The organism is Mycolicibacterium arabiense (assembly GCF_010731815.2).
GTDB lineage: Bacteria > Actinomycetota > Actinomycetes > Mycobacteriales > Mycobacteriaceae > Mycobacterium > Mycobacterium arabiense.
In genome coordinates this window covers 1,134,415-1,160,160 of record NZ_AP022593.1, presented here as the reverse complement: position 1 = coordinate 1,160,160, position 25,746 = coordinate 1,134,415, and the positions used below count along the sequence as shown (strand labels likewise).

Sequence of the window (25,746 nt, the reverse complement as noted above, 5' to 3'; positions counted from 1 at the left end):
GATGTCTGAGGTCGTCGTCACCACCTCGTCCGGCCGGGTCCGGGGCCACGTCGCGGCGCGAACCGCGTCATTTCACGGAATCCCCTATGCCGCACCGCCTGTCGGCGCTGCCGGATTCGCGACACCGCACCCTCACTGGGAGTGGTCGGGCATTCGGGACGCGACCCGGCCCGGGGCCATGGCGCCGCAAGCTCCCCGCGGCGGGTTCGGGAACCTCGACATGTCGCCGTACTTCGGAGCCGCCGCGATGGCCGATCCCGACTACCTGACGGTCGACGTCTACGCGCCGGCGGACGGCGTGGCGTGTCCGGTGATGGTGTTCGTCCACGGCGGCGGGTTCGTCTCGGGCGCAACGCAATCCCCACTCTACGACGGGACGGCGTTCGCACGGGACGGGGTGGTGCTGGTCAACGTCACCTACCGGCTTGGCATCGTCGGCTTCCTCGACCTACCGGATGCGCCGCCCAACCGGGGCTTGCTCGACGTACTGGCGGCGCTGCGCTGGGTCCGAGCCAACATCGCGGGTTTCGGCGGCGACCCCGACAACGTCACGCTGTTCGGCCAGTCCGCGGGCGCCACGCTGGTGGGCGCGATGCTCGCCATTCCCGACGCCGAAGGTGTGGTCCGGCGGGCGATCATGCAGAGCGGCAACGGGCTCGGTGCCTTCTCCAGCGAGCAGGCAGCACGGGTCACCCACCGCGCCGCAGCACTGCTCGGTGTCTCGCCGACGGCCGACGACTTCGCGGGCGTGCCGGTCGAGGAGTTGGTCGCCGTGGTGCCCAAGTTGGCCGGGCTGGATCTGCGCACGGGGACGAGGTTCGACCCGCTGCTCGGTCTCAGCGCTTTCAGCGTGGTGCTCGACGAGCAGCCTGCTGAGTCCGTCGAAAACGGAACGGCGGCCGACATTCCGCTGCTGCTGGGCACGAACGCGCAGGAGGGAAACCTCTACCTGGTACCGGGCGGGGACTTGGCGGACTCGACCGAGCAGGACGCGCTGGACGTGGCCGCCAGGGCCCACGCCGATCCGACAGCGGTGGTGCAGGAGTACCGGGTTCGCCGATCCGAGGCCGGCTGGGGGTCGGTGCGGTCGGCGATACTCGGTGATGCACTGTTCGGCATCGGTACGCGACGGCTGGCCGACGCTCGCGCCTCCCGCGGGAGCGCTCCGACGCACCGTTACGAGTTCGATTGGCGCTCAGACGCACTCGATGGGTTGCTGGGTGCTGCGCACACCGTCGAACTGCCGTTCGTCTTCGACCGTCTCGAGGTGCCGGCCTTGCGCGGCCCGCGTGGTCTCCTCGGCGACGTCGACCCACCCGCGCGGCTCGCCGACGAGATGCACGGCGCCTGGGTCGCCTACGCCCGCACCGGAGATCCGGGCTGGGAGCCGTCGCCGAACGTGCACCGGTTCGCGTGAGGACGGGTGCGAAAGTCGTTGCGCGCGGCTTAGTTCGAGCGTAAAATCGAACGCATGTTCGAAGAACCTCTGGCAGGCGATCTGCTCACCGAGGTCGAGCAATGCCGTCGTGAGGAATCTGCGCTCATCGCCCGGCGCATGGCGGCGATCGCCGGCCTGCTCTGGCTCCGCACCGCCGAGGCCGAGGGCATCGATGGCGACCCGGGCTACGCGCTGATCACCGGCTTCGCCCGCGCCAGCGCCGAAGTCGGTGCCGCGCTGAACACGACGCCCACTGCGGCCAGCGCAATCGTGGCGCAGGCCGAAGCCCTCGACACCCGGTTGCCCGAGGTCACGTCCCTGCTCTCCGACGGGCGGATCGACTGGCCCACCGCCGAGGCGATCATCCGGCGCACCGAACTCGTCGACGCCGACCTGATGCCGCAGATCGACCAACGGCTGGCCACCAAGCTGTCGACCTGGCAGTCGTGGTCGCGCCGGCGGGTCATCGACGCCGCCGACGCAGCGATTGCCGTGATCGACCCCGAGGCCGCCAAGAAGCGCCGCATCAAGGCAGACACCGAGCGCCACGTCACCATCACCGCCCAACCCAACGGCATGGCCAAGATGGTGGCGTCGCTGCCGGCGCCCGTGGCGGCGATGTTCGACAAGCATCTGACCGAGATGGCCGCCTCGGTGTGCGCCGACGATCCCCGCACCACGGCCCAGCGGCGTGCCGATGCCATCGACGCACTTCGCGTCGGCAGGGACTTGGCGTGCGCGTGCGGGCGGGCGGACTGCCCCTCCCGAATCGCCGATCCCGCCCCGCATAGCGGCGCACCACGTTTCGTCATCAACGTCATCGCCACCGACGCCACCGTGGTGGGCCGCAGCGACGAACCCGGCCACTTGGAGGGCTACGGCGTCATCGATGCCGACCAGGTCCGCCAGATCGCCGACACCGCAATCCTTCGTCCGGTCGGTCCGCCGCCCACCAACGCCGACGTGGCTGCCTCGCTGCGGTACCAACCGTCCGCAGCGGTGGAGCGCTGGATCCGCTGCCGCGACCTGAGGTGCCGGTTCCCCGGGTGCGACCGGCCCGCGTGGCGCGCCGACGTCGACCACACCGTGCCGTTCGACCACGACGACCCACGTACGGGCGGGCCGACGCTCGGGACCAACCTGGGGTGCTACTGCCGTCAGCACCATCGGCTCAAGACTTTCCACGGCGGGCCCGACGGCTGGCGTGACGAACAGGCCGCCGACGGGACCATCACCTGGACGTCGCCCACCGGGCGGGTCTACCGCAGCACGCCCGACGGTGCCGAACTGTTCGACGACATCGCTGCCGCGTGCGGTGCGCCCACGCTCCGATTCGGCAACAGGCGGCGCGAGAAGGCCGCACGCGTCGCTGCCGCACGCCGCGCCATGCACGCCAAGGCGGCAGCCAACGAGCGGACACTGGCGCTCAACCGCGCTCGGCACCACGAGATCGACATCCGCAAGTGGCGCAACGACATGCGCCGCAAGCTGCTCGTCTTCAAGGGCGGGGCGTCTAGCACCAGTCCATGGTGCACCTGGGCCAACGACCCCTTGGAGGACGAGTTCGTATCCGCCGACTGGCGTCCACCACCACCGCAGGCCGACGCCACTCCAGACGACCCGCCGTTCTAGCGGCGGCCGGACTACAGCGCGGCGTCGGCGACGTCGAGTGCGGCGTCGAGGATCCGTAGACCCTCGGCCACCTCGTCGTCGCTGATGTTGCACGCGGGCACCGCGTGGATGCGGTTGAAGTTCGCGAACGGCAGCAGACCGTTCTGCTTGCACGCTGCGAGCACCGAGTTCATCGCGGGGCTCGATCCGCCATACGGCGCCAACGGTTCCCGCGTCTGCTGGTCGGCCACCAACTCGACCGCCCAGAACACCCCGAGCCCGCGGACCTCGCCCACGCAGCGGTGCTTGGCGGCCAGGTCGCGCAGCCCGGGGCCGAGGACGTCGGAGCCGATGCGCTTGGCATTGGCCACCATGCCCTCGTCCTCCATGGCGTTGATGGTGGCGACGGCGGCAGCGCACGCCAGCGGGTGACCGGAGTAGGTCAGCCCGCCCGGGTAGGCGCGGTCGTCGAACGTCGCGGCGATCTCCGAGCTGATCGCGACGCCGCCCAGCGGCACGTAGCCCGACGTGACGCCCTTGGCGAACGTGATGAGGTCCGGCGTCACGTCGAAGTTCTGGATCGCGAACCACTCACCGGTACGGCCGAACCCGGCCATGACCTCGTCGGCGATCATCACGATGCCGTACTTGTCGCAGATCTCCCGGACGCCGGCCATGTAGCCGGGCGGGGGGACCATGATGCCCGCGGTGCCGGGCACCGACTCGAGGATGATCGCGGCGAACGACGACGCACCCTCGTGCTGAATGAGGCGCTCGAGGTACTCCAGCGCGCGGTCCGATTCCTGCTGCTCGTTCTCGGCGTAGAACGAACTGCGGTAGAGGAACGGGCCGTTGAAGTGCACGACGCCGGCGCTCGCGTAGTCATTCGGGTAGCGGCGCGGGTCACCGGTCAGGTTGACCGCGGTGTCGGTGCCGCCGTGGTAGGAGCGGTAGCGCGAGAGCACCTTGTACCGGCCCGTGTGCAGACGGGCCATGCGCACCGCGTGTTCGACGGCGTCGGCGCCACCGTTGGTGAAGAAGATCTTGTTCAGCTCGCCCGGTGTGCGCTCGGCGATCAGGCGGGCCGCCTCGGAGCGCGCGTCGTTGGCGTGCTGCGGCGCGACCGTGCAGAGTTTCGCCGCCTGCGCCTGGATCGCCGCGACGACCTTGGGGTGCTGATGACCGATGTTGGTGAAGACCAACTGGCCGGAGAAGTCGAGCAGCTTGTTGCCGTCGCCGTCCCACACGTAGGAGCCGTCGGACGCCACGATCGTCATCGGCTTGATCTGCGCCTGCGCCGACCACGAGTGGAAGACGTGCGTGCGGTCGAGTTCGTAGGTGCGGGCGGACTCGGCGCGCGCATCCTCGAGCGACAGGCCGTTGGGCAGCGTCGAGGTGTCCTGGGTGGTGGTCATGGGTCCATCTTTCACTGTGGTCGGCGTCGGCAGGCAACTAGTTCCACCGCGAGCGTGCGTGAACTCCTGTTGAAGTGCGGCGTGTCGGCCGCAGACACGCACGGTCGCGGGGGAGGGGGGTCAGGCGTTCTCGGGGAAGCCGAGGTTGATGCCGCCGTGGCTGGGGTCGAGCCAGCGCTGCGTGATGGCCTTCTGGCGGGTGAAGAACTGCACGCCGTCCATGCCGTGGGCGTGGGAGTCGCCGAACAGCGAGTTCTTCCAGCCGCCGAAGCTGTAGTAGGCCATCGGCACGGGGATCGGGACGTTGATGCCGACCATGCCGACCTGCACCTCGTTCTGGAAGCGCCGGGCCGCGCCGCCGTCGTTGGTGAAGATCGCGGTGCCGTTGCCGTAGGGGTTGGCGTTGATGAGGTCCATCGCCTCGTCGTAGGTCTCGACGCGCACGACCGACAGGACTGGGCCGAAGATCTCGTCGGTGTAGACGCTCATCTCGGGGGTCACCTGGTCGATCAGCGTGGGGCCGAGCCAGAAGCCCTCCTGCCCCCCGTCGGCGGTGACGTTTCGGCCGTCGACGACGATCTTGGCGCCGTCGTTCTCGCCTGCGTCGATGTAGGAGGCCACCTTGTCGCGGTGGGCCTTGGTCACCAGCGGGCCCATGTCCGAATCCTTGGTGCCGTCGCCGATCTTGAGCGGCGTGGTGCGCTCGGCGATCTTGGCGACCAGGTCGTCGGCGATCGGTCCGACGGCGACGCAGGCGGAGATCGCCATGCAGCGCTCACCGGCCGAGCCGAAGCCCGCGTTGACCATCGCGTCGGCCGCCAGGTCGAGGTCGGCGTCGGGCAGCACCACGGCGTGGTTCTTCGCGCCGCCGAGGGCCTGGACGCGCTTGCCCGCGGTCGTGCCGGTGGCGTAGACGTACTGCGCGATCGGGGTGGACCCGACGAAGCTGACCGACTTCACCTTCGGGTTGGTCAACAGCTCGTCGACGGCGGTCTTGTCGCCCTGCAGGACGTTGAACACGCCGGCCGGCAGTCCGGCCTCGGCCCACAGCTCGGCGATCCACAGCGACGCCGAGGGATCCTTCTCCGACGGCTTGAGGACCACGGTGTTGCCCGTGGCGATCGCGATGGGGAAGAACCACATCGGGACCATCGCGGGGAAGTTGAACGGGGAGATGACGCCGACGACGCCCAGCGGCTGACGGATCGAGTAGACGTCGACGTTGGTCGAGGCGTTCTCGGTGAAGCCGCCCTTGAGCAGATGCGGTATGCCGCAGGCGAACTCGACGACCTCCTGGCCGCGGCTCACCTCGCCGAGGGCGTCGGAGAGCACCTTGCCGTGCTCGGCGGTGATCAGCGCGGCCAGCTCGCCCTTGCGGGAGTTCAGCAGCTCGCGGAAGTTGAACAGGATCTGGGTGCGCTTGGCCAGGCTGGTGTCGCGCCACGCCGGGAAGGCGGCAGCGGCGGCATCGATCACGGCCTGCGCATCGGCGACGCTGGCCAGTGCGACCTCGCCGGTGACCTCGCCCGTCGCCGGGTTGGTCACGGGGGCGGTGGAGTCGCTGCTGCCCGCGAAGGCTTCGTTGTTCAGCCAGTGGGAGATCGTGCGCATGTAGGAGCCCTTTGCGGTTGGTTGGGGCCGGACCAGCCGCAGTGCTGGCGGTGACACCGTCGAGTCTGACAGTGCTCGCCTAGCCAGACCGGTGACGAAACGTCTCGATCACCGCCGATCCGCTTACACTGTGTAAGTGCCCGTGACCATCGCCGACGTCGTCGCACTCGACGTCGTCGCGCGCGGCGAGCCCGAGGTTCTCAGCGACTGCCGCTGGGCCGACGAGATCCGCTGGGTGCACGTCGGTGACGTCGCCGACCTCTCGGCACTCCTGCGCGGCGGCGAACTGCTGCTGACCACCGGCGCGCCCCTGCGCCGCGCGCCGAAGTCCTACCTGCGGGGCCTCGCCGACGCCGGTGCCCTCGGCGTGGTCGTCGAACTCGGCGCGTCCCTGCGGTCGGTGCCGGCCTCGGTCGCCGCAACCGCGAGGAACCTGAACCTGGCCTTGGTGGTCCTGCACCAGCCGATCAAGTTCGTCGAGGTGACCGAGACGGTGCATCGTCGCATCGTCGCCGAACAGTACGACGAAGTCGCCTTCGACCGGCGCGTGCACGAGGTGTTCACCGAGCTGAGCATGAAGCGCGCCTCGGTGCCCGGCATCGTCGATGCGGCCGCTCGGATGCTCGACGAACCCGTCGTACTCGAGGACCTGACGCACCAGGCGCTGGCCGTGTCGGCCAGCGGTCGGGCCGCAGCGGCGTTGCTCGAGGACTGGGAGCGGCGGTCGCGTCTGGTGCCCCCTGGCGGTGACGAGCAGTGGGTGGTCACGTCGGTCGGCCCGCGCACCGAGGAATGGGGCCGGCTCATCGTGCCGAGCCGCCCGGCGGACACCGCCCGCGCGCGCCGGGTACTCGAACGAGCCTCCGCGGCGCTCGCGCTGCACCGCATGATCGAACGGGATCGTTCCGGGCTGCACCAGCAGGCGCAGAGCGGGCTGATCGACGACATCGTGCGCGGCCGGATCACCGACGACGCGGAGGCGGCAGCCCGAGCGCACGCGCTCGGGCTGCGCAAGGCCGCGAGGTATCTGCCCGTCACGGTGCGGGTGGACCGGACGTCGGACGACACCGATCCCGTTGCCACGCAACGACGCAACGTCGAACTACTCGACACCGTCGCGCACACCGTCAACGCAGCCGGCCACACAGCACTGTTCGCGATCCGGCGTGACGGCGAGATCGGCGCCGTGCTGTCGCTGAGTTCTGGCAGGGCCGGCACCGAGGAGAAGGCGCTGACTGCGCTGGGTGACGTGGTCGGGCAACGGATCCGGCAGGCCCACGGCGTCGCGGCCGTCGTCGCGGTCGGGCCACCGGGTGGTGACGTCGTCGACGCGGTCGGTGGTCTGGCCGAGGCCGCCCACGTCGCGGAGGTGGCCATCGGCATGGGCCCCTCGACCCACGGGCGCTCGTACTTCCGTGCCTCCGACGTCCGGCTGCGCGGGCTGCTCTCCCTGCTCCGCGAGGACCCGCGCGTGCAGAGCTTCGCCGAGACCGAACTGCGCGCCCTGCTCACGAGCCCCGACACCGCCCAGCCGTCGAACCTGACCGTCCTACGCGAATTCCTCGCCGCATCGGGCAACAAGGCCGCGCTGGCGCAGCGACTGCACATCAGTCGCCCGTCGCTCTACAAGCGGCTCGCCGCGATCGAACGCACCCTCGGGGTCGACCTCGATGACGCGGAGTCGATGACCTCGCTTCATGTCGCCCTGCTGGTGCACGACGGGCGCCGCGCCGCGCCGTCGGTCGTGGGCTCAGCGATATGACCGAACCCGAGGCCTACCGCGCCCCGATGCGGTCCCGCCGCGACGACGTACCGCCGGAGTCGTCGATTCGCCGGGGTCTGGCCCATGGCGTGTGCGGGTTCGGCGGCGTCCTCGAGGTGCCGCCCGGCGACGTCGACACCGCGGTGCGGATGGCCGCGGCCGACCACGACGACCGGCTGGCCCGGCGCATCGCCCGCTTCGCCGACGTGCCCGACGGTGCCTTCGCCTGGACGCGTGACACCGATGGGCTGTTCTGGCTCGGCAGGCTGCACGGCCCCTGGTTCTACGACGCCGACCCCGACGCGACGGCCGTCGACTTGGTGCATGTGCGCAGATGCGCCTGGCAGCACCGTCCCGTCCTGCCCACCGAAGCGCCCGGGGCGGTGCTGGCGACCTTCGCGCGTGGCGGCCGCAACTTCCAGCGCATCCACGACGACGGTGTTGGCGTGGCGAGCCTTCGGATCTGGGCGCGATAAGACCCGGGCGCCGACGCGGAAGCGGTTACAGTCGGAGCCATATGTGTAATGGCGGGCTATCCAGGAGAAGGAGTGCGTTCACGTGATCAAGGTGATGGAGGGAGTCCGCGTCCTCGAGGTTGCCCAGTTCACGTTCGTCCCCGCGGCGGGCGCGATCCTCGCGGACTGGGGCGCAGACGTCATCAAGGTCGAGCACCCCGTGCGCGGCGACACCCAACGCGGCTTCCTCTACATGGGCGGCATCCAACTCGACCCGAACCGCCACCCGCTGATCGAGCATCCCAATCGCGGCAAGCGCAGCGTCGGCATCGACGTCTCGACGGCGCAAGGGCAGGAGGTGCTCTACGAACTCGCCAAGACCGCCGACGTCTTCCTCACCAACTACATGCCGCAGGCCAGGCAGAAGAACAGGTTCGACGTCGAGCACATTCGCGCCGTGAACCCGGACATCATCTACGCCCGCGGCAGCGCGTACGGCGACAAGGGGCCCGAACGGCTCGTCGGCGGCTTCGACGGAACGGCGTTCTGGACCCGCAGCGGCGTCGGCCACGCACTGACCCCGGAAGAACTCGGCGGCGCACTGTCGCAAGGCATTCCCGCATTCGGCGACTCCATCGGCGGGATGAACATCGCGGGTGGCATCTCCGCGGCGCTGTTCCACCGCGAGCGTACCGGCGAGACCGCCGAGATCGACGTCTCCCTGCTCAGCACCGCCTGGTGGGCGGCAGGCGCCAGCGTGACCCAGGGCATGGAGGTCGGCGAGACCATGCGCTCGACGATGCCCAATGCCGTTGGCCCGACGTTCAATCCGTTCCTCGGCAACTACCTGACCTCCGACGGCGGCACCATCAACCTGTGCATCGTCAGCCCCACCGGCTACATCCGGGACGCATTCGAGCACCTGGGATTGCCGGAACTCGCCGACGACCCGCGGTTCTCCGACGTCATGCCGCTTATCGAGAACGCCGCGGCCGCCGCCGAGATGATCGCCGACTCGATCCGCAGCAGGCCGTTCGACTACTGGCGCCAGCACCTCAAGACCATGAAGGGTCAGTGGGCACCGTTCCAGAGCCTGCTGGACCTCGCCGTCGACGAGCAGGCCATCGCCAACGACATGATCGCCGAGGTCGAGGCAGGCGATGGCGGCGAGCCGTTCAAGGTGGTGCGCGGGCCCGTGCAGTTCAACCACGAACCGCTCGAAACCACGCGGGCGCCAATGGCTTCCGAGCACACCGAGCTGGTGCTGATGGAACTCGGGCTGGACTGGGACCGCATCGAAGCACTCAAGGAGTCCGGCGCGATCGCCTGACCCCGTCGCTGCGTCGGTAGGGTCACCTACCGTGACGACGAACTGGACCCCGGACCGACTCGGCGACCTGAGCGGTCAGCGCATCATCGTGACCGGCGCGACCAACGGCGTGGGGCTGGGCACCGCCCGGGCGCTGACCCGTGCGGGCGCGCACGTCATCCTCGCCGTGCGCAACACCACGCTGGGGGAGCAGCGGGCGGCCGAGATCGGCGGGTCGACGTCGGTGGTCGAACTGGACCTCGCCGACATGTCCTCGGTGCGGGCGTTTCCCGCCAAGCTCGAAGGCGACGTCGACGTCCTGATCAACAACGCGGGCGCGTTGTCCCAGCACCGCAGGGACACCGTCGACGGGTTCGAGATGACCATCGGCACCAACCTCCTCGGCCCCTTCGCGCTGACGAACCTGCTGTTCGGCCGGGTGCGGTCGAAGATCGTCAACGTCGGCTCCGACGCCCACCGCTCGGCCAAACTCGACCTCGACGACCTGCATCTGCGCAACGCCAAGTGGAACGTTATGGGCGCCTACGCCAGGTCGAAGCTCGCGGTCATGCTGTGGGGCCTCGAGCTGGACCGCCGGCTACGCGTGGCCGGGTCACCGGTCGTGACCCAGCTGACCCATCCCGGCTGGGTCGCGTCGAACCTGTCCAACGTCTCCGACAACCGGGTGATGTCGCTGGTGCACCGCGGCGTGCAGGCAGTCGGCAGCGTGTTGGCCAACGACATCGAGGAAGGCGCGGCGCCCACGCTGTACTGCCTCAGCGAGCCGATCCCGCCGGGCAGCTACGTCGGGGTCGACGGCCGGTTCGGGCTGCGCGGCGGTCCCGTGCTGATCGGCCGGTCCGCGGTGGCGTGCGACTACGAGATCGCCGCCCGCATCGTCGACTTCGCCGAGCGCGAGACGGGCACGGCCATCCCGGTCTGACCGTCAGTCGTGCGCGCGGGTCACTTCGCCATCCGCTTGGCCAGACGCGCCCCACCACGGCGCATCCGGTCGGAGATTCGCACGCTCAGTACCGGGTTGAACACGTCCTCACGCAGCCGGGTCAGCGTCGACGTCTTGATGCGCCAACCGGTTTCGTCCTTTTCGTAGGTCTCGTGGTAGTGGCCGTATCCCGCGAGGTTCAGGGCGGGCGCCAGGCGCACCACGTCCTGGAGGGCCCACACCCCGCGAGCCGTCGTCGCGGACGTCAACTCGATCTCGGGTGCGTGCACCTGGTGAACGGTCGGCTTGTTCGGCGACCCCAGCGTCTTGCGCAGGAAGGCGACGAAGTCGTCGGCGCCGGATATGACCACCCCGCCCGCCTTGCTGGTGTCGCTGACGAAGTCGTCGGTGAACAGCTGCCGCCATGCCGGCCAGTCCTTGGCGTCCAGCAGGCGGCAATACCGTGCCTTCAGCTGCTTGATCGCCTCGATCTCCATCAGCGCGGCGGCGTCGTCCATCGCTGGAACCTACCGCGCGACGTCGCTGGTGGCCACAGCCTGCGCAAGCAGGGTCGGGTCGTGCGCGGACACGATGAGTAGGTCCGGGTCGCGGCGCTCGTGCAGCTCGGCGAGGCGGGCCTGGTTCTCGCGCAGCTTCTTCGAGTCGTGCGCGACCATGGCCTCGGACACCCTGATCGAAAGCGGTACCGGCGTGTGGCCGTCGAGGGTGCCGCGGTAGTAGAAGGCGTCGCCGCAGTGCAGGACCCAGCGGTGTCCCGCGTCGACGGCGACGCAGGCGTGGCCCCGGCTGTGCCCGGGCAGCGAGATCAGCACGATGCCCGGTGCGATCTCGTCGAGTTCCTTGGCCGCGGGGAAGCCGCGCCACGACTCGCCGTCGGGGTCGTGGGTGACGATGTCCGGTCCGTGCGCCCACTGGGCGGGTCGGTACCGGAACCGTTCGACCCGGTCCGGTGACGTCATCGCGCCCGCGACTTCTGCTGCGGTGACGTGGATCCGGGCGTCCGGGAAGTCGGCCAAACCGCCGATGTGGTCGATGTCGAAGTGCGTGGTGACGATGTGCCGCACGTCGGCGATCTCGAAGCCCATCCGCCGGATCTGCCGCGCGGCGGTCTCCTCGGGATCGAAGCGGGGCCGAAGCAGATGCCGGGTGACGCCGATCCGCGATGGGTCGGCACAGTCCCGGAGCCCGAAACCGGAGTCGACGAGCACCAGGCCGCCGTCGGTCTCGACCAGCAGCACGTGGCACACGATCGCCGCGCCGGGGGAGTCCATGGTGCCGCAGTTGAGGTGATGGACCTTCACGGGTGCGTGTCGTCCTCCATGAGTTCGGCGGTTCGGGCGTCGGACCCAACCAGGATCGGCGACGAGGCCACATACCGCAACACGCGATGGCATGCCGCTGACTCTGCCGACCCGGTCACCGACGGCCGGCGTTGCGCGCGGAAGGCGTCGTTGGCGCTGGTAGGCGGTTTGGCGATGACCGCAACGGGTACCGACCCGTATGGCGCTCCAGCTGTAGTCGGCAAAGCAGTGCACGTGACCGCGCCGACGGAGTCCACGGCTGGAATGAGGTCTTGATGTTCGGTGAGCTGTACGAGCGCGCGCTGGCCGGCGAGCGATGTTTCCTCCGGCATGCGGATGGTCACAGGGCCGAACTCCCGGTACAGCGCTGGCTCGGCAACTGCGCCGTCGACGAGCCCTTCGACGACGCCGTCCTGGCGATGTGCGACGGATCGACCATCGAGTTGGGCTGTGGACCCGGCCGGTTGATTGCTCGCCTGGCGCGCGCCGGCGTTCCTGCGCTCGGGGTGGACCGATCGTCACACGCGGTGCGGCTGGCGCAGGCGCTCGGCGCAGCCACGATGCGGGCCGACGTCTTCGGCCCCCTTCCCGGCGCCGGGTCGTGGCGCACCGTGCTCTTGATCGACGGCAACGTCGGACTCGGCGCGGATCCGGAGCGCATCCTCCGACGATCGCGTCACCTGCTCGCCGACGGTGGACACTGCATCGCGGAGTTCGACGCGAAGTACGCGGGCACCACGAATACCCAAGTGCGGCTCGAGACGGACGACGAGTCGGGACCGTGGTTTCCGTGGTCCATGGTCGGCATCGACTGCGCCGACGAACTCGCCGAGCGCTCGGGTTTGCGACTGAAGGACGTGCACGTCATCGGCGATCGCGCCGTGGCGAGCATGGCACGCATCTAGCCTTGCGGAACGTCCGCGCGAAAACGAGGGATTACAGGTGACCGACGACGACGCCAGGGACGCACAGTCGACCGATGCGCGGCCTTTCCGATGGCGCAGTCCCTTGCGAGGACCTTGGCTGACATCCGTCCTGGGGCTCGTCCTGCTGGTCACGCTGCCGATCGTCATCCTGACCGGCTTGCTGTCCTACATCGCCTACGGTCCGCAGTTCGGGCAGGCCATCCCAGGCGACGTCGGGTGGTTCAAATTGCCGACCTTCGACTGGCCATCCCGGCCGTCCTGGCTGTACCAACTGAACCAGGGCCTGCACGTCGGGCTCGGCCTGATCCTCATCCCCATCGTCCTGGCGAAGCTGTGGTCGGTGATACCGAGGCTGTTCATGTGGCCGCCGGCACGTTCGGTCGCTCAGGCGCTGGAACGGGTTTCACTGCTGATGCTCGTGGGTGGCATCCTCTTCGAAATCGTCACCGGTGTCTTGAACATCCAGTACGACTACATCTTCGGGTTCAGCTTCTATACCGCTCACTACTGGGGTGCGTGGGTCTTCATCGCGGGATTCGTCATCCACGCGATGCTGAAGGTTCCCCGAATGATCGCTGCGCTGAAGACCATGTCGTCCCGTGAGGTGATGCGTACCAACACCAGAGACACCACGGTGGAACCCACCGACATCGACGGCTTGGTGTCCTCTGATCCCGCACCGGCCACCATCAGCCGCCGGGGAGCGCTGGCCGTGGTCGGTGGCGGCGCGCTTCTCATCGCGGTGCTGACCGCCGGACAAACTCTCGGCGGTGTCACTCGGCAATTCGCGCTGTTGCTTCCGCGGGGTCGCGAGAGGGGACCGGGGCCCAACGACTTCCAGGTCAATCGAACGGCGGTCGCAGCGGGAATCGACCCGGCGACCACGGGTCCGCAGTGGCGAGTGACACTGCGCGGAGGCCCAAGTCCCGTCGTGCTCGACCGCGCCGCCCTTCTCGCGATGCCACAACACACCGCGCGGCTACCGATCGCCTGCGTGGAGGGCTGGTCGACGACCGAGACGTGGACGGGGGTCAGATTGCGTGACCTCGCCGGGATGGCCGGGGTGCCGACACCGCGGTCGGCGCGGGTGGCCTCGCTGGAACGCAGCGGCGCGTTCAATCGAGCCGCGTTGCAGGCCAACCAGATTGGCAATCCCGATGCGCTGCTCGCGCTGCAGGTCAACGGCGCCGACCTGTCGCTCGACCACGGCTTTCCCGCCCGCGTCATCGTTCCCGCGTTGCCCGGTGTGCACAACACCAAGTGGGTCGCCACCATCGACTTCGAGGCAGCCACGTGAGATCCGTGCTCGCCCGCTTCGCCAGGTGCTACGGATCGGGTCCCGGTCACCTGCTTCTGATGCTGGCGGGTTTCGCCTTCGTCGTCTCGGTGGTGGCGACGATGAAACCCACCTCGCTGTGGAATCCGAACTCCTGGTGGCAGTCGATCGCCGTGTGGTTCGTGGTCGCCGTCATCGCCCACGATCTGATCGCGTTTCCGGTGTACGCGCTGGCCGACCGAATCTTGGCACGCAGCACCCGGCGCATCGCCCCGGCAGGTCTCTCGCCGATCAACTACGTACGCCTGCCGGCGATGGCGGCAGCACTGATCTTCCTCGTCTTCCTGCCGGGCATCATCGAACAGGGCGGACCGGCGTATGAAGCCGCGACCGGCCAGACCCAAGAACCCTTCCTCGCGCGTTGGCTGTGGCTCACCGCGTCCTTCTTCGCGGTCAGCGCCGTTGCCTACGGGGTGCGCGTCCTGCTGGTTCGGCGACGTGGGGCGGGGTAGAGGCTTCATCGTCGTGCTGCTCGCCGTCGCCGTCCTGGCGGGATGCTCGGGCCGCACGGGCGACGAGGAAGGCGCGCACTGCGGTGCGATTCCCGAGGGATTCACCAGCCGCGAGGTGGACGTCGGCGGGGCCACCGTTCACGCCGTGGTCGGTGGCGATGGGCCCGCAGTGATGCTCCTGCACGGTTTTCCAGAGACGTGGTACACATGGCGCGACGTCATGACGACGCTCGGAAGAAGTCACAGGGTCATCGCTCCTGATTTGCCCGGCGTCGGATGTTCATCTCTCGCAGGGAGGTACGACGCCGACAGCATGGCACGTGCGATGCACGAAGTCGTCGCGTCCGAGGGCCGGGATCGCGTCGCAGTGCTGGGACACGACACGGGCGGTTGGGTGGCGTATTCCTATGCGCGACAGTATCGGGACGAGGTCAGCCACCTGATCCTGTCGGGCGCGACGATCCCCGGGTTCGGTCTCGAGGAACTACTCGATTTCCGCGAACCAGGCCGGGGCCTTCCGCACCTGGCCTTCTTCCAGCAGGACATCGTGCCGGAGACGTTGATCGGTGGCCGCGAGCGCGAGTACTTCACCCGGTTCATCACGAGTGACGTCATGCGTCGATCGGGAGTGATCGACGAGTATGTCGAGGCGTACCGCCGCCCAGGCCGACTCACCGCCGCGCTGGCCCAGTACCGAGCGATATACCTCGATGCATCCAACAACCGGGCAGACGCCGGGGAGCTGCTCGACATGCCGACGATGGCGCTGGCTGGGGTCGGCGAGGTCGCACTCAGCGCCGACGCGCTGCGACGGGTCGCTCGCAACGTCGACGAACACGCCGTCGAAGGGGCGGGCCATTACGTCCAGGAGGAGCGACCTGTGGAAATGGCCACTGTGATCGCCCGGTTCATCCGCTAGCGCGCACTAACTGCCGGGCGATACGCCTACCTCCGAGGTAATCGAAACCGGTCGTCCCCGTCGGCATACTGAGCCCATGGCCGACGACCGCACCGACCGCCCGACACCGCCAATCCTGTTGCTGCACGGCGTCTTCGGCCGACCAGAGCTGCTTCGGCCATGGATCGACCGACTGGAGGCCGCGGGCTACGCGGTGCACGCGCCGACACTGCCTGGCCGCGACCCGACCGACGACCACGTGCTCGCGCGCACGGGGATCGAAGACTGCTTCGCGGTGGCACTCGACGCCTACGACCACATCGGTGAACCGGCGATCGTCATGGGTCACAGCATGGGCGGTCTGCTCACGCAGAAGATCGCCGCCGTCCGCGCGCCGCTCGCGGCAGTGCTGCTGGCGTCGATCCCGCCCGGCGTGCTGTGGCCCCAGCTGCGAGCGCTGCCGTACCTGGTGCCGATCCTGCCCAGGGTGCTCGCCGGGCGTCCGTTCCTACCGTCCGCGCGCACCATGCGCGAGGTCCCTTTGAACACGCTGCCTGCCACCGAGCGGGCCGCGCTGATCCCGCTGCTGGTGCGCGACTCGGGCAGGGTCTTCCGCGAGATGTCGATGGGGGCGCCCGCCACGCGGGTCGACGCCGCCAGGGTCACGTGCCCGGTGCTGTGCGTCAGCGCAGGCGCCGATCGCAACGTCGCACCCTGGCTCTCGCGTCGCATCGCGGCGCGCTACGGCGCCGAATATCGGGTGCATCCGGACCTGCCGCACTGGATCGTCGCGGAGTCGGCACTGGACGAAGTGGCCGGCGGGGTGCTGGAGTGGCTCGAGCGAACGGTGGGGTAGCCGTTCGACGACGGCCGGAGGTTGGGTGGCAGCGACACGTCGTGGGCGGCACGGGGTCATCACCCGCAGCGCGGTCGGCCCGGGTTCCACCGAGGCCTTCATCATCATCGCGATCGCGACGATCCTGCTGACCCGCGGTTACCTGCAGCTCACCGGCTATCCGCAGATCGGCGGCGGCAACCTGCACATCGCACACGCGCTGTGGGGCGGGGCGTTCATGATGCTGGCCCTGGTGATCGGCTGGATGACGCTCGGCTTCGGCACCCGCGTGCTCTGCGTGGTGCTCGGCGGCATCGGCTTCGGCCTGTTCCTCGACGAGGTCGGCAAGTTCATCACCAAGGACAACGACTACTTCTACGGGCCCGCCGCGGAGATCATGTACATCCTCGTGGTCGTCATCCTGCTCGGCGCCCGGATGGTGCGGGACTTCAGGCCGCTGAACGCCGTCGAATGCCTGGCGTCGGCAGCGTCGATCGCCGCCGACGGCGTCGCGCGGGGACTGGCCCGGCGCAGGCGCGAGGTCGGCCTGGTGCTCGTCGAGCGGGCCACCGAACTCGGAGCCGACGCCGACGACGCCGACCGCATCCGCGGTCTGCTGCTCTCCGCCGACCCCGCCTCCGATCGCCTGCACGCGGCGCAGAAGCGGGCGATTGCGCTGATCCCCGGCTTCCTGCGCAGTCCGCGGTGGATCCCGATCGTCGGGTGGCTGCTGGTCGCCGGCTCCTTCCTCGGCGTGTCACTCGGCACGCTCGGCGTCGCGCTCGGCGGCTACTTCTACGAAGACGACCACCTGAAGGTCGACCTCGAGGGCTTCAACGTGCCGTCGGTCATCCTGCTGGTGACGGCCGTCCTGACGCTGGCCATCTCCCTGCCTGCGATGGTGGCCCGTAGACGCACCGACGACATCTGGCCGCTGCGGTGGCTGCGCAACGCCGCGCTCGTCTTCACCCTGCTGACCGCACTCGTCGACTTCGCCACCGAGGGTTTCGGCGCCCTGATCAACCTGTCGATCGGGCTGTTCGCGCTGGCGATCCTGTCATATCAGCTCGACGCTACGACGCGGGCACTGCTGCCTGCCGGACCGGTCGCGGCTCAGACCGCTGCGACGTAGCGCTTGCTCACGATGCGCTGCACCAGCGAGGTGACCGGGCCTGCCAGCCGGCTCCACCACGTCCCGTGCCGGGAGAATGCCGTGACCTCGGCGTAGACGGCGTCGTCGGTCGGGTCGTAGCGCACCGCGAACAGTTCCTCGCCGATCTCGGGGTGCCCGGGCAGCGTGCCGTAGGCGAAGCCGCGGTGATCTGGTTCGGCGAGGACGTAGACCACCCGGCACGGAGCCGGTATCGGCCCGAGGGTCACCACCACCTCGGACCCGACGTCCGCGACCTCCGAAGTCGCCCGCACCCGTGCGCCCGCACCGCGCAGCATGCCCCAGCGCATCACCGACGCGGCCGCCTCCTCGAACCGGGCCCTGCCGTGACCGACGAGCGCCGACTCGTGCACGTGGCGGTAGCCGGCGGGCAGGGGCCCCGCTGTGGCACCCACCTCGGGGTAGGTCAGGGGCAGGCCCGAGAGGTCGCGCAGGGACAGTCGGCCGATCACACCGGCCACCTTGCCACCAGCGCCCGGAGGCGAGCCAATACGGTGGAGCAGTGACGATCGACGAGGCCCAGTCCGGTGGCGGGTTCAACCCGCCGGTGCCGACCCTCCGTGGCGGCCCCGACTACGGCCGGTTCATCGAGGCGGTGCGGACGCTGCAGGACCACGCCCGGGCAGCCGACGCACCCGACGACGTCATCACCAGAGCTGCCGACCTCCTCGAGGACGTCAACCGACTGCTGGAGCCGTTCGACGCCGACGAATGGCATTCGCCGTCGGGACGCCGGATGGACCTACCCAACCGCGGCAGCATCCTGTCGGTGCCGGTCGACCTGCACGTCGTCGACGACGAGCGCGGCAGGCGCGTCGAGGGCACCGCGGTCTTCCGGCGCTTCCACCTGGGCCGCAACGGTGCCGTCCACGGCGGTTCACTGGCGCATCTGTTCGACTCGCTGCTCGGCTTCACCGCATTCAAGCTCAGCGAGAGCAAGAAGCAACGCACCGCCTACCTGCACGTGAACTACCGCGCGATCGCGCCGATCGACCGGGAACTACGGGTTGAATCGGCCATCGAACGGATACAGGGACGGAAGATATTCGTCGCCGGTCGGCTCTTCGACGGCGACGACGTGCTGTGTGAGGCGGAGGCGCTGTTCGTGATGTTGAAGCCGGGGCAACCGTGACGTCGGACGAGCAGCACACCGACGAGCAGCACACCGACGAGCACGACACCGACGAGACGTCGAGGTTCTCGGCCGTCAAGCGCAGGTGGGGCCGCTGGCGCGACCGACTGCGGGAGCGCCCCAGGGTCGAGTTCTTCTACCGGATCGCCGTCGGCGTCGTCGGCATGGTCGTGTTCGGGCTCGGCATCCTCGCCATCCCGTACCCGGGACCCGGTTGGGCCATCGTCTTCATCGGCCTCGGCATCCTGGCCACCGAGTTCGACTGGGCCCGCAAACTGCTGGCCTACGCCAAGGAGCGCTACGACCGGTTCATGGACTGGTTCCACCGTCAGCCCGCGTGGGTGCAGGTGGTGGGCGGACTGCTGACGGCCCTGATCGTCGGGTTGACGCTGTGGTTGCTCGGCGCGCTGGATTGGGGCGCCGAAATCGTGGGCCTGGACCCACACTGGTTCAACAGTCCCATCGGCTTCGGTGACTAGCGGGCGACCGAAGCGACGGGGTATTTGATCGAACGCGCACACCGATAGCATGGTCGCGGTCACCACCCCCCTCGACCTGATGGAGTACCGCCGATGAGCGCCGCCGCCAGCACCGCCCCCGCAGCCCCGATCCGGGTGCCTGCCGGGACGACCGCGGCGGCCGCCGTGCGCGAGGCGGGACTGCCCAGCCGCGGTGCCCCCGACGCCGTGGTCGTCGTGCGCGACGCCGAGGGTCGCCTGCGCGACCTGTCGTGGACCCCCGACGTCGACGTCGAGGTGACGCCGGTAGCGGCCGACACCGAGGACGGCCGCAGCGTCATCCGCCACTCGGCGGCCCACGTGCTCGCCCAGGCAGTGCAGAACCTGTTCCCCGAGGCCAAGCTCGGGATCGGCCCGCCGATCACCGACGGCTTCTACTACGACTTCGACGTGCCGCGCGCCTTCACACCCGAGGACCTGACCGCGCTTGAGAAGCGCATGCGTCAGATCGTCAAGGACGGTCAGCTGTTCGACCGCCGGGTCTACGAGTCCAAGGACGCGGCCCGCGCAGAGCTGAGCGACGAGCCCTTCAAGCTGGAACTGGTCGACGACAAGTCCGGCGACGCGGAGATCATGGAGGTCGGTGGCGACGAGCTGACCGCATACGACAACCTCAATCCCCGCACGCGGGAACGCATCTGGGGCGATCTGTGCCGCGGCCCGCACATCCCCACCACGAAGTTCATCCCGGCGTTCAAGCTCACCCGCAGTTCCGCCGCGTACTGGCGGGGCGACCAGGAGAACGCCAGCCTGCAGCGGATCTACGGTACCGCCTGGGAGTCGCAGGAAGCCCTCGACCGCCACCTCGAACTACTCGAGGAGGCGCAGCGCCGCGATCACCGCAAGCTCGGCACCGAACTCGACCTGTTCAGCTTCCCCGACGAGATCGGTTCCGGCCTACCGGTGTTCCACCCCAAGGGCGGCATCGTGCGACGCGAACTCGAGGACTACTCGCGCCGCAAGCACATCGAGGCGGGCTACGAGTTCGTCAACACCCCGCACATCACCAAGGCCCAGTTGTTCCACACCTCCGGGCACCTGGACTGGTACGCCGACGGCATGTTCCCGCCGATGCACATCGACGCGGAGTTCAACGAGGACGGCACGGTGCGCAAGCCCGGCCAGGACTACTACCTCAAGCCGATGAACTGCCCGATGCACTGCCTGATCTACCGTGCTCGCGGCCGCTCATATCGCGAACTCCCGTTGCGCGCGTTCGAGTTCGGCGCGGTGTATCGGTACGAGAAGTCCGGTGTCGTGCACGGCCTGACCCGGGTGCGCGGCCTCACCATGGACGACGCGCACATCTTCTGCACGCGTGACCAGATGCGCGACGAGCTGACGTCGCTGCTCCAGTTCATCCTCGACCTGCTCGGCGACTACGGGCTCGAGGACTTCTATCTCGAGTTGTCCACCAAGGACCCCAAGAAGTTCGTCGGCTCCGACGAGATCTGGGAGGAGGCGACCAGCACCCTGGCCGAGGTCGCCGCGGCGTCGGGTCTGGAACTGGTCCCCGATCCCGGGGGTGCCGCGTTCTACGGCCCGAAGATTTCGGTGCAGGCCAGGGACGCCCTCGGCCGTAGCTGGCAGATGTCGACCATCCAGCTCGACTTCAACTTCCCCGACCGGTTCGACCTGGAGTACACCGCGGCCGACGGCAGCCGGCAGCGGCCGGTGATGATCCATCGCGCGCTCTTCGGGTCGATCGAGCGGTTCTTCGGCATCCTCACCGAGCACTACGCGGGCGCCTTCCCGGCATGGTTGGCGCCGCTGCAGGTGGTGGGCATCCCGGTGTCCGACGGGCACGTCGACTACCTGAACGACGTGGTCGCGCAGCTGAAGAAGCGCGGCATCCGCGCCGACGTGGACGCCAGCGACGACCGGATGGCGAAGAAGATCGTCAACCAGACCAATCAGAAGGTGCCGTTCATGCTGCTGGCGGGGGACCGAGACGTCGAGGCAGGCGCGGTCAGCTTCCGGTTCGGCGATCGCACGCAGATCAACGGCGTCCCACGCGACGTCGCGGTCGAGGCCATCGCCGACTGGATCGCGCGACGCGAGAATGCCGCGCCGACGGCGGAACTCGTCGAGGTGGGTAGTTCAGCGTGAGTGCCGAGGAAGAGCCGACTAACACCGACAGCCAGACGGTCGTCGACCGCGGCGTGGGCGACGGTGACCACCTGCAACGGCTGTGGACGCCGCACCGGATGTCCTACATCGCGGACTCGATCAAGTCCGGGTCGGCGAAGTCGACCGAACCGTTCACGGACATCCCCACCATGACCGACGAGGACGGTCTGGTGGTCGCACGCGGTGAGCTGGTCTACGCGGTCCTCAACCTCTACCCCTACAACCCCGGTCACCTGATGGTGGTGCCGTACCGCCGGGTCGCCGAACTCGAGAACCTCTCCGAGGCCGAGAGCGCGGAGCTGATGGCGTTCACGCAGAAGGCGATTCGCGTGATGAAGGGCGTCTCGCGTCCACACGGCTTCAACGTCGGGCTGAACCTCGGCACGTCGGCGGGCGGTTCGCTCGCCGAGCACCTGCACATGCACGTGGTGCCGCGCTGGGGTGGCGACGCGAACTTCATCACCGTGATCGGCGGCGCGAAGGTGATCCCACAGCTGCTGCGCGACACGCGCGAACTGCTCGCCAACGAGTGGGCCAGGACGCCGTGAGCGACTTCTACCTGATGACCCGGGCCGCCTACGCGAAGTTGAGCGGGCCGGTCGCCAGGGGCGCGCTGCGGCTGGGTCTGACCCCCGACGGCATCACCATCCTCGGTACCGCGGGCACCATCATCTCCGCGCTGACGCTCTACCCGCACGGCCAGTTGTGGTGGGGCTCCTTCGCGGTCGCGTTCTTCGTCCTGGCCGACATGCTCGACGGTGCGATGGCCAGGGAGCGCGGGTACGGCACCCGCTTCGGCGGCGTGCTCGACGCGACGTGTGACCGGCTCGCCGACGGCGCGGTGTTCTGCGGGCTGCTGTGGTGGGCTGCGTTCGGCATCCACAGCTCGTCGCTCGCGGTGGCGACGTTGATCTGTCTCGTTACCTCCCAGGTGATCTCGTACACGAAGGCGCGCGCCGAGGCCAACGGCCTCAAGGGCGACGGCGGCATGATCGAACGGCCCGAGCGGCTGCTGATCGTGCTCATCGGTACGGGTCTGTCGGGCGTGTGGTTCCTGCACGTGCCGTGGCTCGTCCACGTCGCGATGTGGGTGCTCGCCGTCGCCAGCCTCGTCACGCTCGGACAGCGCCTGCACTCGGTACGCCGGTCGCCCGGTGCGGCGGAACCGTTGCGCACCGACACCTCGGCGGGGTCGGCCGAGGAGACGAGCGGCCAGTGAGCACGCCGCCGGCACCCGTCGGGGTGCCCGTCGCCCGCGGCGTCAAGCTGCCGTTCACCGATCACCTCACCGACCTCGGGTACGCCGCGGGCTGGCGGGTGGTGCGAGCGATGCCGGAGGTCGCGGCCCGCAACGCGTTCGACGCGGGAGCCCGCTACGCCGCCCGCGGTGGCGGTCCCGACCAGCTGCGCAAGAACCTGGCCCGCGTCACCGGCGTGGCGCCTGCCGACGTGCCCGCGGAGCTGATGCGCGCCTCGCTGGCCTCCTACGCCCGGTACTGGCGGGAGGCGTTCCGGCTGCCGTCGATGGATCACGCGACACTCGCCAGGCGTCTCGACGCCCACGTCGAGGGCGCCGCGAACATCGCCGCAGCCCTCGAGCGCGGCCGTGGTGCGGTGATGGCACTGCCGCACAGCGGCAACTGGGACATGGCCGGGGTGTGGCTGACCAACACGTTCGGCACCTTCGCCACGGTCGCCGAACGCTTGAAGCCCGAGTCGCTCTACAACCGCTTCGTCGCCTACCGCGAGAGCCTCGGGTTCGAGGTGCTGCCGCTGACCGGCGGGGCACGACCGCCGTTCGAGGCGCTGTCCGAACGGCTCAGGGGCAACGGGCTGGTGTGCCTGATGTCCGACCGCGACCTCACCCGCTCCGGCGTCGAGGTCGAGTTCTTCGGCGAACGCACCCGCATGCCCGCGGGCCCGGCCCGGCTGGCGCTCGAGACCGGCGCCGCGCTGATCCCCGCCTTCACCTGGTTCGAGGGCGAGGACTGGGGCACGCGCCTGCACGAGCCGCTGGACACCTCGTCCGGCGACGTCGGCGTCATCACCCAGGCGCTGGCCGATCGCTTCGCCGCGGGCATCGGCGCCCACCCCGCCGACTGGCACATGATGCAGCCGCAGTGGATCGCCGACCTGTCCGAGGAGCGCCGGCGGCGGCTGGCCGGAGGGCGGGACGCGGGGACCGAAGGCGCGATCTGATGCGGATAGGGATGGTGTGCCCCTACTCGTTCGACGTGCCGGGCGGCGTGCAGGCGCACGTCCTGCAACTCGCCGAGGTGATGCGCGGCTACGGCCACCACGTCAGCGTGCTGGCCCCCTCGTCACCGCACGTCGAGTTGCCGGACTACGTGGTGTCGGGCGGCAAGGCCGTGCCGATTCCCTACAACGGGTCGGTGGCGCGCCTGCGGTTCGGCCCCGCCACCCACCGTCTGGTCAAGAAGTGGTTGGCGAACGGCGAATTCGACGTGCTGCACCTGCACGAGCCGAACGCGCCGAGCCTGTCGATGCTGGCGCTGCAGGCCGCCGAGGGCCCGATCGTGGCGACGTTCCACACCTCGACCACCAAGTCGCTGACCCTGTCGGTGTTCCAGGGCATCCTGCGGCCGTACCACGAGAAGATCGTCGGTCGCATCGCCGTGTCCGACCTCGCGCGGCGCTGGCAGATGGAGGCGCTGGGCTCCGACGCGGTCGAGATCCCCAACGGCGTCGACATCGATGCGTTCGCGACGGCACCGCTGTTGGACGGCTACCCGAGGCCGGGCCGCTCGGTGTTGTTCCTCGGCAGGTTCGACGAGCCCCGCAAGGGCATGAGCGTGCTGCTGCGTGCCCTGCCCGGGCTGGTAGCGGAGTTCCCGGACGTCGAGGTGATGGTCGTGGGCCGCGGCGACGAGGCCGAATTGGCCTCCGAGGCGGGCGATCTGGCACGGCATCTGCGCTTCCTCGGCCTCGTCGACGACGCGGAGAAGGCATCGGCGATGCGTAGCGCCGACGTCTACTGCGCCCCGAACACGGGCGGCGAGAGCTTCGGCATCGTCCTGGTCGAGGCGATGGCCGCGGGCACGCCCGTGGTCGCCAGCGACCTCGACGCGTTCCGGCGGGTGCTCGAGGACGGCGAGGTCGGCCGACTCGTGCCGGTCGACGACGCCGCGGCGCTGGCCACCGCACTCGTCGACATGTTGCGCGACGACGAGGCCAGGGCGCGCTACGTGGCTGCGGCGGCGCTGGCGGTTCGGCGCTACGACTGGTCGGTGGTCGCACGCCAGATCCAGCAGGTCTACGAGACCGTCGCCGGTGCCGGCGTGAAGGTTCAGGTGGCGGGATGACGGTCGGATGGGTCCTCGTCGTTCTCGCGACACTGGTCTTGATCGTGCTGGCGATCGGTGGCGTGTGGGCCTACCAAACCGCCAACCGGCTGGACCGGCTGCACGTGCGCTACGACCTGTCGTGGCAGGCGCTCGACGGTGCCCTTGCCCGCCGTGCCGTGGTGGCCCGCGCCGTGGCGACCGACGCCTACGGGTCCAGTCCGCCCGGGCAGCGGCTGACTGCACTGGCCGACATCGCCGAACGCGCCCCCCGGTCCAGCCGGGAGGACGCCGAGAACGACCTGTCCGCCGAGCTGGCGCTGGTCGACGCCACGTCGGTGCCGCTACCCCTGGTCGCCGAACTCGCCGACGCCGAGGCGCGCGTGCTGCTGGCCCGCCGGTTCCACAACGACGCCGTCCGCGACACGCTGGCCCTGCGCGAACGCCCGCTCGTCCGCTTCCTGCACCTGGGCGGAACGGCCGCGATGCCGACGTACTTCGAGATCGCCGAACGGGCCACCCGCACCCTGGTCGGACAGGCAGGCCGCCGCACCTCGGCGCGCGTCGTGCTGCTCGACGAGGACGGCTACGTGCTGCTGCTGCGCGGATCGGACCCCGCGATCGACTCCGCGACAGCACCGCGCTGGTGGTTCACGGTCGGGGGAGCGGTGCACCCGGGTGAATCGCTGCGCGACGCCGCGGTGCGTGAACTCGCCGAGGAGACCGGCCTGATCGTCGACCCCGGCGACCTGATCGGCCCGGTGTGGCGGCGCGACGCCGTCATCGACTTCAACGGGTCCGTCATCCGCAGCGAGGAGATGTTCTTCGCCTACCGCACGGCCCGCTTCGACCCGTCGACCACCGGGCGGACCGCGTTGGAACGCCGCTACATCCACGGGCACCGGTGGTGTGACGAGGCCGTCATCGCCGAGCTGGTGGCCGGCGGCGAGCAGGTGTACCCGGGGCAGCTCGGCGCGCGGCTCGCCGAGGTGAACGCGCTGGCCACGGGACTGGCTCCGGTGGGGGAACGGGAACCCGAGCCGATCCACTGACCTGCGGAATCAACCGATTTGGCCCGCCTACTAGACTCAATTCAGTACTTTTCGAAGGAGATCGTCGTGGATATCGGTGGGCAGGAGCGCAGCGACCGGGGGACTGGCGTCGGTGGGAGCAACGGGTC

25 protein-coding genes are annotated in these 25,746 nt (G+C 69.3%); 20 read left to right on the top strand and 5 right to left on the bottom strand.

What is annotated here, in order from left to right:
- The first annotated feature begins 1 nt into the window (after position 1).
- Together G6N61_RS07185 and G6N61_RS07180 are read left to right on the top strand one after the other, a co-directional pair.
- Positions 2-1,417 (top strand): carboxylesterase/lipase family protein, encoded by a 1,416-nt coding sequence (locus G6N61_RS07185; protein ID WP_163917910.1) that lies wholly within the window; start codon positions 2-4, stop codon positions 1,415-1,417.
- 54 nt (positions 1,418-1,471) lie between these two features.
- On the top strand, positions 1,472-3,070 hold the full coding sequence (locus G6N61_RS07180; RefSeq protein ID WP_163917909.1) for an HNH endonuclease signature motif containing protein: 1,599 nt from the start codon (positions 1,472-1,474) through the stop codon (positions 3,068-3,070).
- Positions 3,071-3,081: 11 nt separating this feature from the next.
- Here the strand turns inward: G6N61_RS07180 and G6N61_RS07175 are convergent, their stop codons facing one another.
- A complete protein-coding gene (locus G6N61_RS07175) occupies positions 3,082-4,464 on the bottom strand; it encodes an aspartate aminotransferase family protein (RefSeq protein WP_163917908.1) in 1,383 nt (460 codons plus the stop codon).
- A gap of 120 nt (positions 4,465-4,584) precedes the next feature.
- A complete protein-coding gene (locus tag G6N61_RS07170) occupies positions 4,585-6,075 on the bottom strand; it encodes a CoA-acylating methylmalonate-semialdehyde dehydrogenase (RefSeq protein ID WP_163917907.1) in 1,491 nt (496 codons plus the stop codon).
- 136 nt (positions 6,076-6,211) lie between these two features.
- Between G6N61_RS07170 and G6N61_RS07165 the strand changes: the two genes are divergently transcribed.
- From G6N61_RS07165 to G6N61_RS07150, 4 genes are all read left to right on the top strand, one after another.
- Positions 6,212-7,837, top strand: a complete 1,626-nt coding sequence (locus tag G6N61_RS07165; RefSeq protein ID WP_163917906.1) for a PucR family transcriptional regulator — start codon at positions 6,212-6,214, stop codon at positions 7,835-7,837.
- Positions 7,834-8,313, top strand: coding sequence for a GAF domain-containing protein (locus G6N61_RS07160; RefSeq protein WP_163917905.1), 480 nt, complete (start codon positions 7,834-7,836; stop codon positions 8,311-8,313). Before G6N61_RS07165 ends, G6N61_RS07160 begins: the two co-directional genes overlap by 4 nt.
- 94 nt (positions 8,314-8,407) lie before the next feature.
- Positions 8,408-9,622, top strand: a complete 1,215-nt coding sequence (locus tag G6N61_RS07155) for a CaiB/BaiF CoA transferase family protein (protein ID WP_163924648.1) — start codon at positions 8,408-8,410, stop codon at positions 9,620-9,622.
- A 31-nt stretch (positions 9,623-9,653) separates the two neighbouring features.
- Positions 9,654-10,544 carry an SDR family NAD(P)-dependent oxidoreductase gene (locus G6N61_RS07150; RefSeq protein WP_163917904.1) on the top strand — a complete coding sequence of 297 codons (891 nt, stop codon included), beginning with the start codon at positions 9,654-9,656 and terminating at the stop codon, positions 10,542-10,544.
- 20 nt (positions 10,545-10,564) lie between these two features.
- Here G6N61_RS07150 and G6N61_RS07145 read toward each other — a convergent pair whose 3' ends face one another.
- Together G6N61_RS07145 and G6N61_RS07140 are read right to left on the bottom strand one after the other, a co-directional pair.
- Positions 10,565-11,062: a nuclear transport factor 2 family protein gene (locus G6N61_RS07145; protein WP_163917903.1), complete on the bottom strand. Its 498-nt coding sequence runs from the start codon at positions 11,060-11,062 to the stop codon at positions 10,565-10,567.
- A gap of 9 nt (positions 11,063-11,071) precedes the next feature.
- Positions 11,072-11,866, bottom strand: coding sequence for an MBL fold metallo-hydrolase (locus G6N61_RS07140; protein ID WP_163917902.1), 795 nt, complete (start codon positions 11,864-11,866; stop codon positions 11,072-11,074).
- 275 nt (positions 11,867-12,141) lie between these two features.
- Here G6N61_RS07140 and G6N61_RS07135 point away from each other — a divergent pair, with 275 nt between their 5' ends.
- The 6 genes from G6N61_RS07135 to G6N61_RS07110 all read left to right on the top strand — a co-directional run bounded on the left by G6N61_RS07135 (position 12,142) and on the right by G6N61_RS07110 (position 17,445).
- Positions 12,142-12,771, top strand: coding sequence for a class I SAM-dependent methyltransferase (locus G6N61_RS07135; protein WP_163917901.1), 630 nt, complete (start codon positions 12,142-12,144; stop codon positions 12,769-12,771).
- A 37-nt stretch (positions 12,772-12,808) separates the two neighbouring features.
- Positions 12,809-14,089 (top strand): molybdopterin-dependent oxidoreductase, encoded by a 1,281-nt coding sequence (locus G6N61_RS07130; RefSeq protein WP_163917900.1) that lies wholly within the window; start codon positions 12,809-12,811, stop codon positions 14,087-14,089.
- 59 nt (positions 14,090-14,148) lie between these two features.
- Positions 14,149-14,580 (top strand): hypothetical protein, encoded by a 432-nt coding sequence (locus G6N61_RS07125; protein WP_235887600.1) that lies wholly within the window; start codon positions 14,149-14,151, stop codon positions 14,578-14,580.
- Complete coding sequence (locus tag G6N61_RS07120) at positions 14,567-15,499, top strand: alpha/beta fold hydrolase (protein WP_163917899.1); 933 nt, start codon at positions 14,567-14,569, stop codon at positions 15,497-15,499. The genes G6N61_RS07125 and G6N61_RS07120 overlap by 14 nt, the downstream gene beginning before the upstream one ends.
- 76 nt (positions 15,500-15,575) lie before the next feature.
- A complete protein-coding gene (locus G6N61_RS07115; RefSeq protein ID WP_163917898.1) occupies positions 15,576-16,334 on the top strand; it encodes an alpha/beta hydrolase in 759 nt (252 codons plus the stop codon).
- A gap of 25 nt (positions 16,335-16,359) precedes the next feature.
- Positions 16,360-17,445 carry a hypothetical protein gene (locus G6N61_RS07110; protein ID WP_163917897.1) on the top strand — a complete coding sequence of 362 codons (1,086 nt, stop codon included), beginning with the start codon at positions 16,360-16,362 and terminating at the stop codon, positions 17,443-17,445.
- Here the strand turns inward: G6N61_RS07110 and G6N61_RS07105 are convergent.
- Positions 17,427-17,924 carry a DUF1990 domain-containing protein gene (locus tag G6N61_RS07105; protein ID WP_163924646.1) on the bottom strand — a complete coding sequence of 166 codons (498 nt, stop codon included), beginning with the start codon at positions 17,922-17,924 and terminating at the stop codon, positions 17,427-17,429. The genes G6N61_RS07110 and G6N61_RS07105 overlap by 19 nt on opposite strands.
- Positions 17,925-17,986: 62 nt before the next feature.
- On the opposite strand from G6N61_RS07105, the gene G6N61_RS07100 reads away from it, so the two are divergent.
- The 8 genes from G6N61_RS07100 to G6N61_RS07065 all read left to right on the top strand — a co-directional run bounded on the left by G6N61_RS07100 (position 17,987) and on the right by G6N61_RS07065 (position 25,618).
- A complete protein-coding gene (locus G6N61_RS07100; RefSeq protein ID WP_163917896.1) occupies positions 17,987-18,616 on the top strand; it encodes a PaaI family thioesterase in 630 nt (209 codons plus the stop codon).
- Complete coding sequence (locus G6N61_RS07095; RefSeq protein ID WP_163917895.1) at positions 18,613-19,095, top strand: TIGR02611 family protein; 483 nt, start codon at positions 18,613-18,615, stop codon at positions 19,093-19,095. Before G6N61_RS07100 ends, G6N61_RS07095 begins: the two co-directional genes overlap by 4 nt.
- A gap of 93 nt (positions 19,096-19,188) precedes the next feature.
- On the top strand, positions 19,189-21,243 hold the full coding sequence (gene thrS / locus G6N61_RS07090) for a threonine--tRNA ligase (RefSeq protein WP_163917894.1): 2,055 nt from the start codon (positions 19,189-19,191) through the stop codon (positions 21,241-21,243).
- Positions 21,240-21,812 carry an ATP adenylyltransferase gene (locus tag G6N61_RS07085; RefSeq protein ID WP_163917893.1) on the top strand — a complete coding sequence of 191 codons (573 nt, stop codon included), beginning with the start codon at positions 21,240-21,242 and terminating at the stop codon, positions 21,810-21,812. The genes thrS and G6N61_RS07085 overlap by 4 nt, the downstream gene beginning before the upstream one ends.
- Positions 21,809-22,483 carry a phosphatidylinositol phosphate synthase gene (gene pgsA / locus G6N61_RS07080; protein ID WP_163917892.1) on the top strand — a complete coding sequence of 225 codons (675 nt, stop codon included), beginning with the start codon at positions 21,809-21,811 and terminating at the stop codon, positions 22,481-22,483. The genes G6N61_RS07085 and pgsA overlap by 4 nt, the downstream gene beginning before the upstream one ends.
- 23 nt (positions 22,484-22,506) lie before the next feature.
- Positions 22,507-23,463: a phosphatidylinositol mannoside acyltransferase gene (locus G6N61_RS07075; protein WP_407666473.1), complete on the top strand. Its 957-nt coding sequence runs from the start codon at positions 22,507-22,509 to the stop codon at positions 23,461-23,463.
- Positions 23,463-24,587, top strand: coding sequence for a glycosyltransferase family 4 protein (locus G6N61_RS07070; RefSeq protein WP_163917890.1), 1,125 nt, complete (start codon positions 23,463-23,465; stop codon positions 24,585-24,587). Before G6N61_RS07075 ends, G6N61_RS07070 begins: the two co-directional genes overlap by 1 nt.
- A complete protein-coding gene (locus G6N61_RS07065) occupies positions 24,584-25,618 on the top strand; it encodes an NUDIX hydrolase (protein WP_163917889.1) in 1,035 nt (344 codons plus the stop codon). Before G6N61_RS07070 ends, G6N61_RS07065 begins: the two co-directional genes overlap by 4 nt.
- Positions 25,619-25,746: the final 128 nt, after the last annotated feature.